Raw genomic sequence first — 14,189 nt, 5'->3', positions numbered from 1 at the left:
TCTATAGTATACTCACGGCCACTATAACTTAACAAACTACCTAAAACCATGCATATTCATCTAGAAACCGCAGAAAATCATGCAATTCAGGCGTATAGCGACCATCAAATTCAAATTAACTCTGTAGTTTATGAGCAGAGTTTAATTGTTTCCAAAGAAGAAATCTTTACTGAACTGACAATAAAAAATATTCAAAATATCGATGAGAATTATCTACAACAATTGTTACAATTGAAACCAGAAGTCATTATTATTGGTCATAAAAATACTGGTAAGTTTCCGCCTATGTCCATTATAGAGCAATTAGCTCAACAACATATTGGCATTGAATGTATGTCAATTGGTGCTGCGTGTAGAACCTATAATGTCTTGCTCAGCGAAGATCGCTGTGTGGTTGCCGGATTTATTTTATAACAATAGTCTCCCCTACATGACAAAAAAATCGGTCATGGACAAAGAACAATAGTAAATGTAGGCTGAAATCTGCCTACATTTACTATTGTTGGGCAAATACATCATTAGAAATAAACTGCGAACCAAAATGCTTTGTGTTTTGGTGTGTTACAATAGCAATCGTTGTAATTTTGCTCTTATCTTCGTTTAAATGTCCGGAGAAACTAACTACTGATCCGCAAGTGGGATACTCCACACTAAATGTAATCGCATTTCCAAGTACATAACCTGTAACAGGACGTGCAACACCAACCACATCTTCACATTCTTTAGTCGCTACAGCAGTTGTGAATAGGCCTGTGACATTATCACCATTGCTAAAATTTAATTCTAAAGTTGAATTACGTAAATTTTTATAATGAAGGGTGGTCGCTTGATCTGCCGCTCCTGCTTGATTAACAAATAAACCCAGTAAAGCGACGCCAGCGAGAACAGATAATTTCATAATTCTTAACTCCATTAAAAACAAGTTGCCAACAGATTGTTGGTATGGCGATTTTAATGGAAATAGAATTAATTTCAACCAAGCTATTTTAAAGCTGCCGACGTGCTTCCAAAACATTAGGGATTTGTGACAATTTAGTAAGCAAGCGCGATAAACTATTCAAGCCATCGATATCTACTGTTAAGGTAATATAGGTCATATTTTCATGCTTATTGCTTTGTGTTTGTAAAGAATAAACATGTGCTTTTTCATTAGCCAGTAAGGACGTCACATCTTTTAACAGTTCCGAGCGGTTAAATGCTTTAATTAAGACATCAACCATATAATTTTCACGAGTTGCACTGCCCCAGCTTACCTGTAAGAAGCGTTGTTTTTGACGTTCGCTTGCATGAATAATGTTCGGACAATCCTGGCGATGCACGGAAACACCACGCCCAATAGTAATATAACCAATTACTGGATCACCTGGTACCGGTTGACAGCAGCGAGCCATAAAAGTTAATAAATTCCCTACACCCTCAATACGTAGGTCACTACCGGTAATTTCAGGCTTTGCATGTGTTTTAACAAGTTTTTCTAAATTAATCTCGGAAGTACTAGGTGGTGCAAGCTTACTAATAATTTGCCCCATCTTAATATCACTACGCCCCAAGTTTGCATAGAGATCATCCAGCTTTTTAAAATGCAAGGCGCTAACCGCTTCATTTAATCTGTCTGATTTAATACCTAAAGCCTTCAATTCCTTATCTAATAATTCACGACCTTCTTGCACATTACGTTCATAATCTTGCATTTTGAACCAATGCAATACTTTAGCTTTGGCCCGTGAAGTCTTTAAATAATTCAAATGAGGATTTATCCAGTCACGAGAAGGCTTAAGCTGTTTTCCAGCCAAGATCTCAACTCGATCTCCGGTTTTTAATTGGTATGTTAAAGGCACGATATGGCCATTAATACGTGCACCGCGACATCGATGTCCCAAATCACTGTGGACATAATAAGCAAAATCCAGAGGAGTCACGCCATGTGGCAAATCTAAAACATCACCATCTGGTGTAAATACATATACTCGATCTTCCAAAAACTCCGTTGTGGTACTTTCAGGTATGCCTTTATTGCTGGCCATTTCTTTATGCCAAGCCAATACATCACGCAACCATTCTATTTTACGCTCATGGCTTTCTTTACGAGTACCACCACCTTCTTTATATTTCCAATGTGCAGCAACTCCCATTTCTGCTAAATCATGCATGTGAAAGGTTCTAATTTGTACCTCAAATACCCTACCCTCAGGCCCTTCTACGGCGGTATGTAATGATTGGTAACCATTAGCTTTAGGATTGATAATATAATCATCAAATTCAGCAGGAATTTGTTTCCATAAGGTATGCACCATTCCTAATACTTCATAGCATTGAGGCTCAGTAGCAACTAAAACACGTACAGCGGTAGCATCATAGATTTCATCAAGGGCTACATTCTTACGTGTCATTTTTTTATAAATACTATGAATGTGTTTGGAGCGCCCATACACAGCAAAATGCTCAATGTCATTTTGTTTAATTTGCTCATTAAGCTGCGCTACAATCATATTAACAAAATTATCACGATCCAGCCGTTTAGCCTTTAATCCTTTAGCAATTGCTTTATATTGCTCTGGGTGTAAATGCCGAAAAGCCAAATCCTCCATCTCCCATTTAATGGCACCAATACCCAACCGATTGGCCAATGGCGCATAAATTTCCATTGCCTCAGTAGCAAGTTGTATGCGTAGTGCTTCCGGTAGATGAGAAGTTGCTCTTAAAACACATAAACGTTCAGCAAGTTTAATCAATACCACACGTACATCATCGACCATGGCCAATAACATTTTACGAATATTATCAATTTGTTGTTTATTTTGTGGATACTTATTAAGGGATTGCATATTGTGCATGGCGCTCATGCGCTCAATACCTTTGACCAATTTTGCAATATTAGGGCCAAGTTGTTCTTCAACATCGTCCAGAGTTAAATCAGCATAATGGACATTTTCAAAGATAATAGCTGCAGCCAAGGTTTCTTGGTCAACTTCTAAGTCAGCTAATAAATCAGCCATCGCCAAGCCTTGCTGCAAACAGGATTGTCCGGTTTCAGTAGCATGTTCCTGTCCCGCCAATTGACTTAAAACACATGCACTGCGTATAAGTTCAAGATTATCCAGATAACCTTTGGCGCCAAGCTGATGTAACCATAGATCAACATCAATGGTACCATCAGCCGTTAATGGAACAGTATCTTTTACTCTAACCATGAGTTTTATCCTTTTTCAAACAACGCAATTGACTCAACATGGGCAGTATGAGGGAACATATCCATTACGCCGGCTTTTATTAAGACATACCCTTTTTGATTCACTAAAATATCAGTATCTCTTGCTAATGTTACTGGATTACATGACACATAAACAATACGCTCCGGATTAAGGACATCAATTTGCTTCACCAACTCAAGCGCCCCAGAACGTGGAGGATCGATTAATACCTTAGTACAGTGCTGCTGTACCAGTTTTTGTACTTCATGCACATCATCTAAATTGGCTACATAAAAATCCACATTGCCTAGGTTATTTGCTTTTGCATTCATATAAGCGCGTTCAACCATTGCGGAGCTACCCTCAACACCAAGTACCTTGGCAGCAAACTTTGCCATTGGCAACGAAAAATTGCCCAACCCACAAAATAAGTCTAGCACGATATCTGTACTTTTTATGTCCATTAATTCCATAGCCAACACAACCATAGCACGATTTAACTCTGCATTTACTTGCGTAAAATCGTTAGGATGGAATAAATAGGTAATTTGATAGTCAGGCAAACTGTAAGTTAAATAGTTACTTGCTTGCGGTGGATAAAAACAAGATACGGTATCAGGACCACCTGGTTGTAAGAAGATCTTATACTGGTGTTGTATTGCAAACTCTTGAATCTTCAATGCGTCATGTTCAGTAAGTGCAGATAGATTGCGAAAAATCAATCCTATTTCTTCATCACCTGCAGCTACTTCAATTTGTGCGATACAATGCTTGTCTTCCATTGAATCAATTAAATGCCGTAAAGGAATAATATCCGCATCTACTTTGGCATTTAATATCGGGCATTGACTAATTTCAGTAATAAAGCGTGGGCTGTTTCGTTCACGAAATCCAACCAAAGTTGCTTGTTTTTTTTCAACATAACGTACACTTAAACGTGCCTTATTACGATAATTCCACTGTTTGGCCACTAAGGGTGCTAATATGGTTTGTGGCTGAGTATGGCCATAGCGTGCAAGTAAATCTAAAAGTTGTTCTTGTTTAAAATGAATTTGTTCTGCTTCGCTCATATGTTGTAAGGAACAGCCGCCACAAAAAGCATAATGCGGGCATTTAGGTTCCACTCGTAATGGGGAAGGTTTGATCACTGACAATAACTGCCCTTCATCAAAATCTTTTTTGATGCGCGTATATTGAAACTCTACTGTCTCATCTGGCAAAGCACCTTGAATAAAAGTTGCTTTGCCATTAATACGAGCTACCCCCTTTCCGTCATGACTTAAATTAACCACTTCTGCAGTTTGTGGGGTAAGATTAGGTTTAGATCGATTTCTTCTCATGAAATTATTCTCAACAAGGATATCTTTAAATCAAGGAACGATGGCTGGCAAGGGTAGCATAGGGCTATTGGGTTGTCATGATAATTAGCCGTTTTGATTAAAATCTAGAATATTTACTTCTCTTAACTTCCCACAAGGCTTACAAGAGGATAAGTTAAGTAATAGTGAGCCACAATGCATAACCTATACTTCTTTAGGTGAGAAAGACTTACATACTTTTCTTAAAGAACTCCCTAAAGCAGCATGTGAAATTTTCTAAAATTTTAACAGAACACCCCCCCTAAAGCAGGAGATAAAATTAAAAACGATATTTTCATATATAAGAGCATAAAAAACTCAGTTTAAATTTTTTATTTTCCTTGGAACTACTCGCCCTATCTACTAACTGCGTAGCCCACAGGAGTAGCAGTTAGAAGAAATCATCCCTATTGTTTAAGTTTAGATCATAAATACATTTAACTGATTTTTCAAACAATTCACAGCCCTATACACAGACTTATCCACAGATTTTGTGGATAACATAATTCTATGAGAAATAAAAAAAATAAAAGGAAAGCCTGTCTAGCAAAGGATCATGTAAGAGTTATGCGTATTTTAAGAGGGATATGCTTGAGGATTAGTTTGTAAGTTATCCACAGATGTGAACAAAAGATATTTTTCAGATTAGCTTGCTATGATAACAAAGAAAAAAGAAAAAAACAGTCTTGACATAGAATTTTTATAAATTCTTTTTAAAAACTATGGCATCTTCGATGAATTCATTGTCGGTGTAATAGGCTTTTTTAATTTTGTTAATTTTAAACCCAAAAGATTCATAGAGATGTACTGCTGTTTTATTACTTGGTCTTACTTCTAAAATAATATAAGCCATTTCTTTATTTTCAGAAATGGTCGCTACCAGGTACTCTAAAAATTTTCGTCCATAACCTTTAGATTGGAAGTGCTTGGCAATACAGAAATTTAAAAGATGACAATAACCATCTTTCTCCCTACAAATAATATAGCCACTAATAACCCGCTGTTCTCTAATTTGAATTTCAAGAATAAGGCAATTATAACCGGCTCGAACACAGTCTTTTATGATACTCTTCTTCCAGGGAGCGATATGTGTGGTAATTTCAATAGCATAAACATCGTCGATATCCGCTTCAGTCATAGGACGAATATTATAATTCATGCTCAACTCCTTAAACAGGTTTTAATGGAGTTATGTAAGAGCACGGCGTCCTCCCGAAGATGAGGACTCATTACCGTGCCAATAAGCCTATTTCTTCTTTTTAGGCAAATACAGATCCGTTATCGTACCGTCAAAAGCTTCAGCAGCCTGTACAATTGTCTCAGTTAAAGTTGGATGAGGATGAATAGTCAATGCAATGTCCTCAACATCACAACACATCTCGATTGCCAATGCAGTTTCTGCAATCAACTCACCTGCATTGACTCCAACAATACCTGCACCTAATATACGTTTTGTACCTGGGCAGAATAACAATTTGGTCATCCCTTCCTCGCGGCCCATGCTTAATGCACGCCCACTTGCAGCCCAAGGGAATGCTCCTTTCTCATAAGGGATATTCTTTTCTTTGGCTTCTTTTTCAGTTAAACCAGCCCAGGCAATTTCAGGATCAGTGTAAGCAACACTCGCAATGCATTTAGGATCAAAATAATGCTTCATTCCTGCGATCACTTCCGCTGCTATCTTGCCCTCTGGAATTGCTTTATGTGCCAACATTGGTTGACCAACCACATCACCGATCGCAAAAATATGAGGAACATTTGTTCTTTGCTGATTATCAACTTTAATGAAACCACGTTCATCTATTTTAACACCTGCTTTCCCCGCATCAATTGCGCCACCATTAGGTTTTCTACCTACAGCGACTAAAACTTGTTGGAAGCAAAGCGGTTTATCTGTTTTATGCTCACCTTCCATTGAAACATAAATTCCATCTTTTTTCGCTTCAACTGCGGTCACTTTAGTTTTCAGCAAGAACTTAACACCTTTTTTCGCCATGCGCTTTTGCAATACAGTCACTAAATCAAGATCTGCACCAGGAATTAATTGATCCATAAATTCAACTACAGTAACGTCTACACCTAAAGCTGAATAGACTGTAGCCATTTCCAAGCCAATAATACCACCACCAAGAACTAATAAATTGCCTTTGATATCCGCTAATTCTAAAGCACCAGTAGAACTGAAAATACGTTTGTCTTCTGGAATAAATGGTAAATTAACCGACTCTGAACCCACAGCAATGATTGCGTTTTCAAATTCAATTTCAACCAGACCATCTTTAGTTTCAACGGTAATTTGATGAGTGCCTGAAAACTTACCAACGCCAGTTACTACTTCAACTTTACGTTGTTTTGCTAAAGCTTTTAAGCCACCTGTCAATCTGGAAACGCGAGAGTCTTTAAAAGCAACCATTTTTTTACTGTCTAATTTAGGTTTACCAAAATCAACTCCTTGCTCTGCTATCTCATGAGCTTCATCAACAACTTTAGCAATATGCAATAAGGCTTTGGAGGGGATACAACCCACATTTAAGCACACACCACCTAATGAATCATAACGCTCAACAAGAACAACCGCTTTGCCTAAATCTGCTGCTCTAAATGCTGCGGTGTATCCGCCAGGTCCACTTCCTAAAACTACTACCTCAGTTTTGATTTTATTAGCCATTGCAAGCCTCTTATCTTAAATTAATTTATTAATACATAAGATTTCTCTTTCTTTAAAAAAGAAAGGAACGTTTTTTAAAGTAAAATTCTTCGTATATCTGCCAAACACTCTGCAATATAACGTGTAAATCGAGCTGCCTCTGCTCCATCAATCACGCGATGATCATAAGACAAAGATAAAGGCAGTATTAATCTTGGTTGGAATACGCCGTCTTGATAAACCGGTTTGATTTCAGAGCGAGACAGACCAAGAATAGCAACTTCAGGGCTATTAACAATCGGCGTAAATGACGTTCCGCCAATACCGCCAAGACTGGATATGGTAAAGCAACCACCAGACATATCCCCAGGCATTAATCCCTTATCACGTGCTTTGACACTTAAACGCCTCATTTCCATTGCAATTTCGGTCACAGTGAGTTTATCTACGTTTTTGATTACTGGAACCACTAAACCATTAGGAGTTTCTACAGCAATGCCAATATTGCAGTATTTCTTATAAGTTAAATTAGCGCCTGAAGCATCCAAAGAAGCATTGAACTGTGGGTAAACACGGAGTGCTTTACTTACTACTGCGCATACAAACGCTAATAAAGTCAGCTTATAGCCTTTGTCTTTAGCATGATCTGTTTCAGTTTTTCTAAATGCTTCAATATCGGTAATATCAGCAGAGTCAAACTGCGTTACATGAGGAATAGTAATCCAGGAGCGATGTACATTTTGCCCAGTAAGCTTTTTAATTTTATTTAAAGGTTTGATCTCAATTTCACCAAAAAGAGAAAAATCAATACTTGGCGCCGCAGGCATTGCTAAAGTGCCTGGAGCTGTAGATACCGCACTTAAACGGGCTTTAACATACGCTTGAAGATCTTCTTTCATGATACGTGACTTGCGACCAGAACCTTGAACATCCGCAAGATTAACACCTAATTCTCTTGCCATACGACGTACTGCAGGCCCTGCAGCAATTACTGTTGATGGTGGAATATAATCATTAGCTGGGGAGGCTTGTGCTTGCACGGTTGCTGCTTCACTTACAGATGCAGCAGTTGCTGGTACAGCTGTAGGCCGTGGTGCAGCTTTGGGCGCAGTAGTTTTAGAAACAGCAACAAGAATCACATCACCTTCTGCAACTTTATCACCAATTTTCAGGCTCATTTTCGTCACAGTACCCGTAACTGGAGAAGGAATCTCCATACTGGCTTTATCTGATTCTAAAGTAATTAATGGCGTGTCAACACTGATACTATCACCTTCTTTAACCATTATTTCGATGACATCTACTTGCGTTGCACCACCAATATCAGGCACCTTCACTTCAATTTCTTTGGTGTCAACTGAAGTTGTAGTTTCTTGTACAGAAGAAGCTTCGGGTTGATTTTCTTGTGGAATGACTGTAGGCTTTGGTTCTTCTTTCGGTGTATCAGCTACCTTATCTGCAACAACAAAAAGAATTACATCTCCCTCAGAAACTTTATCACCAACTTTAACATTCAACTTGGTAACCGTCCCCTCAATAGGTGAAGGAATTTCCATACTGGCTTTGTCTGACTCCAAAGTAATAAGTGGTGTATCAATACTAATTTTATCACCAACTTTTACTAAAATTTCAATTACATCCACTTGTGTAGACCCACCAATATCAGGGATCTTAACTTCTATATCATTTGCCATATCTATCCTCTAATCTAGCCTTCATGAAGGCAAAGCCTATAGCTATTAAATTAAGAGCTCCACTGTCGTCGTCCCCACGAAGGTGGGATCCATTTGTATGGGGGCACAAAACCAACATTGGAAATGGATTACCGCCTTCGCGAAAATGACAAAATTATTAACTTACCCGTGAAGCAAAAACCCTAGCATGGAAACTCTTAGTGAGTTACCGGATCTAACTTGTCAGGATTAATGTTATATCGCTTCATTGCATCAACAACTTTAGATTTATCAATGCTTCCTTCAGCATTCAAAGCGTTTAATGCAGCCAAGACTATGTATTTAGCATCTACTTCAAAGAAATGACGTAAACGTTCACGGGTGTCGCTTCTACCATAGCCATCAGTACCCAGAGTCACGTAACGATTAGGTACGTAAGGACGAATTTGATCTGCAAAAAGGCGCATATAATCACTAGCAGCAATTACAGGATCTGATTTTTCTTTTAATTGCCGAGTGACATAACTTTCTTGTGCTTTTTTCTCAGGATGCATTGCATTATGTCGCTCAACGGCTAAACCATCGCGTCTTAATTCATTAAAGCTGGTTACACTCCAAATATCAGAAGTAATTGCATAATCTTCTTCTAACATTTCTGCGGCTTTAATTACTTCACGCAAAATAGTGCCACATCCCATTAATTGCACATGTAGCCTGGATTTTTTCTTATTCTCTTTTAATAAGTACATTCCTTTAATAATGCCATCTTCCACACCTTTAGGCATATCTGGCTGAATGTAGTTTTCATTCATTACCGTAATATAATAGAAAACATTTTCCATTTTTTCATACATACGGTACAAACCATTTTGAATAATCACCGCAAGCTCATAAGCATAAGTTGGATCGTAAGAGACACAGTTTGGAATTGTTGACGCTAAAATATGGCTATGCCCGTCTTGATGTTGTAAGCCTTCACCTGCAAGTGTGGTTCTCCCTGCAGTTCCACCCAATAAGAACCCGCGAGCTTGCATATCTCCAGCTGCCCACGCTAAATCGCCAATGCGTTGGAAGCCAAACATGGAGTAATAAATATAAAATGGAATCATTGCCAATTTATTTGTACTGTAGGAAGTCGCTGCGGCAATCCAGGAACAAAACGCACCCGCTTCATTAATTCCCTCTTCAAGAATTTGTCCATCGGTTGCTTCGCGATAAAACATTACTTGCTCATGATCCACGGGAGTATAGAGCTGCCCTACTGGTGAGTAAATACCAATTTGACGGAAAAGACCTTCCATACCAAAAGTACGGCATTCATCCGGAACAATAGGCACAATTCGCGAGCTGAGTTCTTTATTCTTTAATAAAACAGAAAGAATACGTACAAAAGCCATAGTGGTAGAAATTTCACGCTCACCCAAACCACTGGTTATTGCAGAAAATTCGGCAAGCTCTGGAGCTATTAATGGTTCTATCTCAGATGTGCGTGTAGGTAAATAACCACCTAACGCCTCGCGCTGTTTTTTAATGTATTTAATTTCTGGGCTATCGTCTGCAGGTTTATAAAATGGTATGTCAGTAATTTGCTCATCAGTTATTGGGATATTGAAACGATCTCTAAACATGCGTAATTGATCTACAGTCATTTTTTTCTGTTGATGAGTAATGTTCTGCCCTTCACCTGCTGCACCCATACCATAACCTTTAATCGTTTTAGCTAAAATAACGGTGGGGCTTCCTTTATGCTCTACAGCTTGGGCATAAGCAGCATAGACTTTCTGAGAATCATGACCACCACGGTTCAAACGCCAAATATCGTCATCAGAATAGTTTTCAACCATTTTTTTCAATTCAGGATATTCATTAAAAAAATGTTGTCGTACATAAGCACCATTATTGGCTTTATAAGTTTGATATTGACCATCAACGCATTCTTCCATACGTTTTTGCAACCAACCCTCTTTATCTTGTGCCAAAAGCGGATCCCAACGGCCACCCCAAATGACCTTGACGACATTCCAGCCTGCACCACGAAATACACGTTCAAGCTCTTGAATGATTTTTCCATTACCGCGCACAGGACCATCCAAACGTTGTAAATTACAATTTACAACAAAAATCAGATTGTCGAGTTTTTCTCTTGCGGCAATACTTAATGCACCTAATGATTCTGGCTCATCGGTTTCACCATCACCTAGGAAGGCCCATACTTTACGGCCTGTTTCTTTAATCAAACCACGATTTTCCAGATATTTTAAGAAACGTGCTTGATAAATCGCCTGCAATGGCCCCAAGCCCATGGAAACTGTAGGGAATTGCCAAAAATCGTGCATCAACCATGGATGTGGATAAGAAGATAAACCATCCACTTCAACTTCTTGCCTAAAGTAAGCCAATTGCTGTTCACTTAAACGGCCTTCAAGGAAAGCACGTGCATAAATACCAGGCGAAGAATGACCTTGGATGTATAAAAGATCGCCTCCACCCTCACTGTTAGGACCTTTAAAAAAATGATTAAACCCTGTTTCGTATAAAGTAGATGCAGAAGCATAAGATGCAATATGCCCACCTAATTCAGATGCATATTTTCCAGCACGCAAAACCATAGCAACGGCATTCCAGCGAATCAACGCGTTGATTCGCTTGCTCATCCCTTCATCAGGAGGCATTTGTTTTTCTTCGTAGGGTTTAATGGTATTCCGATAAGGAGTATTTAGGGAACTACTTAAATTCACTCCTTCAGTATTCGCCTTATTAATCAGTTGTTGTAAAAGAAAAGCGCCACGCTTAGCACCATCATTGGCTAATACAGCTTCAAGGGCATCCAGCCATTCGCGCGTTTCAATAGGATCTATATCTAAATTAGTTTCATTTGCCATGAAAATGTCCCCGACATTCTATCTATACACAATTAGGTACCGCTTGTAATCGTTTTGGGATTACGCCAGAACAATTTTGTTTGCAGACCTCTAAATCTGCCATGCAGTTACAGGTTACTTTGCGGCATTGTAGTAGATCACGATAAGAATTCAACTCACGTGTGACCTTTTCACCTTGAACTTTGCGTTCATTTACATATTTTGTAAAATTTTCTGCCGATCGTAGTGTTGAACGCCAAGAACAATTAGGGCAATTATCAACACAATGCTGACGGCAATATTCAAAATGTTGTACACATCTTAGTTGGCATTGATCTATTTTTTGCCTTACAAGTGAATTTTTAGACGCGCAACTCAATAAACTGAGCGCTAAAAGACAACATATTATTCTTATTAAAAAACTCATGTATTAAAATCCACATATAAATTATTACAACCACGAAATTAAAGTAAACATAGCAATAAATGCCAACATCACAATAATCGCATGCTCAACTAAACTTTCAGCTGCAGGCAGTGCAACTTCATCTGCGTCATTGGCACGTAACGCTTGCAAACCACATTCACGTAACATTTCCTGATTAAAATCTGGTTTAGCAACAAAAGAGCTGCAAAAGAGTTTAACACCGCGTTGAAAATTACCGACAACCAAGTACAATAGCGCAGTTAAACGTGCAGGAATCCACTCTAGTAAATCAGTCATTTCATTTGCCTGAAAACTTACAAGATTAATATCCCGACACAAAGTAATTAAGCGATAAGTGACCACAGCGATCGGGCCAGCAACAATGTACCAAAAAACAACAGAAAACAATTGGCGGTTCACCATAAAAAAATAATCACCTACTAACTGATTGGTATCTTTCGTCACTGATTGCGCTACTGGATAAAAAACATTTTGCGGCCCAAGGCAATAAAAAAAGATGATAATACTGAAAAGCAACCCCATAAAGCCATAAAAAAGTCCATGCATTAATAAATAAACAAATGCAGTAATAGCAATCAAGGGCAAAACAATTAAAGCCAACAGAGCCCAAGGATTAGTAAAAAAATTATTTTTATCTGCATTACCCTTAATGCGTTGATAATATTCACTAAACCAGTTGAAACGCTGGAATGAAATGGTATGTACCAAAAAACGTTCGCTAAACAAGCACAGTAATATAACCAATAATTTCATTATAATTAATCCTTACGCATTTTATCAGATAGTGCTATAGGGGTTGGGTATTTCAACACAACCAGATATGAAGAAACAATAAACGTTAAAATAGTTGTTGCTTGGATAAGATTTGATGCCTTATCCGAAATAAGTTTAGTGCTAAATGCAATACTTGCCACTAATAAGGAAAACTCGCTTGCCTGCCCTAAACGAAAACCTACTTCTTTAGCTACAGTTCTTTTCTCACCGGAGCGATTAAGCAGCACAAAGAATAAGGCTGGTTTCACGATAAGGACTAAGGCGGAAAGGATAATAGCGGGAATAAATAATTGTTGCGCATACCCAAAATTAAATGTAGCGCCGATGGAGAAGAAAAACATCACCAAAAAGAAATCTCGTAGTGGCTTTAAGCTTTCGGCAATGAAAAGAGAAATAGGGCTCGCTGCTAAAGCAACGCCTGCTACAAATGCACCGATGTCTTCTGATAATCCGATTTTTTGGGCCAAAACTGACAACCCCAAGCACCAACCAATTGATAATAAAAACACATATTCCTGAGTTCTATCAAAACGGGCCAATAAGCGAATGAGAATGTGTTTCTCAAAGAGAAAAGCAAATAATCCCAGTGCGGGTAAATCAAGGCCTACTAAAAATAGATCATTCCAAGATAATCCACTTGCTTGCTGAGCACCATTGATGAGGATTAACACTACAATCGCAATCACATCTTGCATTAGCAGCACACTGATCATCACCTCACCAGTATGTTGATGATGCAAAATAGTCGTAGGTAATAATTTCAAGCCGATAATTGTACTTGAAAACATCATCGAAGCACCCAAAGTCCATGACTCTATTTCAGTCAATCCAAAATAACGACCAACAGTATAAGCCATAAGCCCAAAAACCACAGAGCTAATTAAGGCAATCCAGGTAACCTTTTTGAGCATGTGAATTAAGTTTTGTGGTTGTAAGTGTAAACCCAACAAGAAGAGCAAAAACACGATCCCTATATCACCTATTTGCTGGATGGTGGTTATATCAGGTACTAAACGTAATCCCCAAGGTCCAAAAATGGCTCCCAAGAGAATATAAGCAACCAGTAAGGATTGTTTGGTATAGAGAACAAGTGTCGATAAAAACGCAGCCCCTGCAAAAATTAAGAACATGGTATAAAATACAGAGCCTTCATGCATCGATCGAACACCTCACAGTTATAATAAATAATGTTATCTATTAATCCATTACCAAACTACCAATTATCCCATATACATTC

The 14,189-nt window shown here is 38.4% G+C and carries 10 protein-coding genes; 1 reads left to right on the top strand and 9 read right to left on the bottom strand.

Annotated elements, in window-relative coordinates:
- The first annotated feature begins 48 nt into the window (after positions 1-48).
- Positions 49-414, top strand: a complete 366-nt coding sequence (locus tag QM652_RS01915; RefSeq protein WP_415072459.1) for an Mth938-like domain-containing protein — start codon at positions 49-51, stop codon at positions 412-414.
- An 82-nt stretch (positions 415-496) separates the two neighbouring features.
- On the opposite strand, the gene QM652_RS01910 is transcribed toward QM652_RS01915, so the two are convergent.
- From QM652_RS01910 to QM652_RS01870, 9 genes are all read right to left on the bottom strand, one after another.
- Positions 497-898, bottom strand: a complete 402-nt coding sequence (locus QM652_RS01910; RefSeq protein ID WP_415072458.1) for an avidin/streptavidin family protein — start codon at positions 896-898, stop codon at positions 497-499.
- 88 nt (positions 899-986) lie between these two features.
- The gene (relA, locus tag QM652_RS01905; RefSeq protein WP_415072457.1) at positions 987-3,191 is read right to left on the bottom strand and encodes a GTP diphosphokinase; all 2,205 of its coding nucleotides are present in this window, start codon (positions 3,189-3,191) and stop codon (positions 987-989) included.
- Between the two features lie 5 nt (positions 3,192-3,196).
- Positions 3,197-4,531, bottom strand: a complete 1,335-nt coding sequence (gene rlmD, locus QM652_RS01900) for a 23S rRNA (uracil(1939)-C(5))-methyltransferase RlmD (protein WP_415072456.1) — start codon at positions 4,529-4,531, stop codon at positions 3,197-3,199.
- Between the two features lie 718 nt (positions 4,532-5,249).
- Complete coding sequence (gene rimI / locus QM652_RS01895) at positions 5,250-5,708, bottom strand: ribosomal protein S18-alanine N-acetyltransferase (protein WP_415072455.1); 459 nt, start codon at positions 5,706-5,708, stop codon at positions 5,250-5,252.
- Between the two features lie 87 nt (positions 5,709-5,795).
- Positions 5,796-7,217: a dihydrolipoyl dehydrogenase gene (gene lpdA, locus QM652_RS01890; RefSeq protein ID WP_415072454.1), complete on the bottom strand. Its 1,422-nt coding sequence runs from the start codon at positions 7,215-7,217 to the stop codon at positions 5,796-5,798.
- Between the two features lie 74 nt (positions 7,218-7,291).
- The gene (aceF, locus tag QM652_RS01885) at positions 7,292-8,890 is read right to left on the bottom strand and encodes a dihydrolipoyllysine-residue acetyltransferase (RefSeq protein WP_415072453.1); all 1,599 of its coding nucleotides are present in this window, start codon (positions 8,888-8,890) and stop codon (positions 7,292-7,294) included.
- Positions 8,891-9,087: 197 nt separating this feature from the next.
- Complete coding sequence (gene aceE, locus QM652_RS01880; RefSeq protein ID WP_415072452.1) at positions 9,088-11,751, bottom strand: pyruvate dehydrogenase (acetyl-transferring), homodimeric type; 2,664 nt, start codon at positions 11,749-11,751, stop codon at positions 9,088-9,090.
- 430 nt (positions 11,752-12,181) lie between these two features.
- Positions 12,182-12,931: a regulatory signaling modulator protein AmpE gene (gene ampE / locus QM652_RS01875; protein WP_415072451.1), complete on the bottom strand. Its 750-nt coding sequence runs from the start codon at positions 12,929-12,931 to the stop codon at positions 12,182-12,184.
- A 5-nt stretch (positions 12,932-12,936) separates the two neighbouring features.
- Positions 12,937-14,109, bottom strand: a complete 1,173-nt coding sequence (locus tag QM652_RS01870; RefSeq protein ID WP_415072450.1) for a cation:proton antiporter — start codon at positions 14,107-14,109, stop codon at positions 12,937-12,939.
- Positions 14,110-14,189 lie beyond the last annotated feature (80 nt).

This window comes from Legionella sp. (genome assembly GCF_047605385.1).
Taxonomy (GTDB): domain Bacteria; phylum Pseudomonadota; class Gammaproteobacteria; order Legionellales; family Legionellaceae; genus Legionella.
This window is presented reverse-complemented; position numbering and strand designations above follow the sequence as displayed.

Excerpts from the sequence above, each read along its gene's own strand:
- QM652_RS01915 (WP_415072459.1), top strand. The coding sequence starts at position 49 with ATGCATATTCATCTAGAAACCGCAGAAAATCATGCAATTCAGGCGTAT.
- QM652_RS01910 (WP_415072458.1), bottom strand. The coding sequence starts at position 898 with ATGAAATTATCTGTTCTCGCTGGCGTCGCTTTACTGGGTTTATTTGTT.
- relA (WP_415072457.1), bottom strand. The coding sequence starts at position 3,191 with ATGGTTAGAGTAAAAGATACTGTTCCATTAACGGCTGATGGTACCATT.
- rlmD (WP_415072456.1), bottom strand. The coding sequence starts at position 4,531 with ATGAGAAGAAATCGATCTAAACCTAATCTTACCCCACAAACTGCAGAA.
- rimI (WP_415072455.1), bottom strand. The coding sequence starts at position 5,708 with ATGAATTATAATATTCGTCCTATGACTGAAGCGGATATCGACGATGTT.
- lpdA (WP_415072454.1), bottom strand. The coding sequence starts at position 7,217 with ATGGCTAATAAAATCAAAACTGAGGTAGTAGTTTTAGGAAGTGGACCT.
- aceF (WP_415072453.1), bottom strand. The coding sequence starts at position 8,890 with ATGGCAAATGATATAGAAGTTAAGATCCCTGATATTGGTGGGTCTACA.
- aceE (WP_415072452.1), bottom strand. The coding sequence starts at position 11,751 with ATGGCAAATGAAACTAATTTAGATATAGATCCTATTGAAACGCGCGAA.
- ampE (WP_415072451.1), bottom strand. The coding sequence starts at position 12,931 with ATGAAATTATTGGTTATATTACTGTGCTTGTTTAGCGAACGTTTTTTG.
- QM652_RS01870 (WP_415072450.1), bottom strand. The coding sequence starts at position 14,109 with ATGCATGAAGGCTCTGTATTTTATACCATGTTCTTAATTTTTGCAGGG.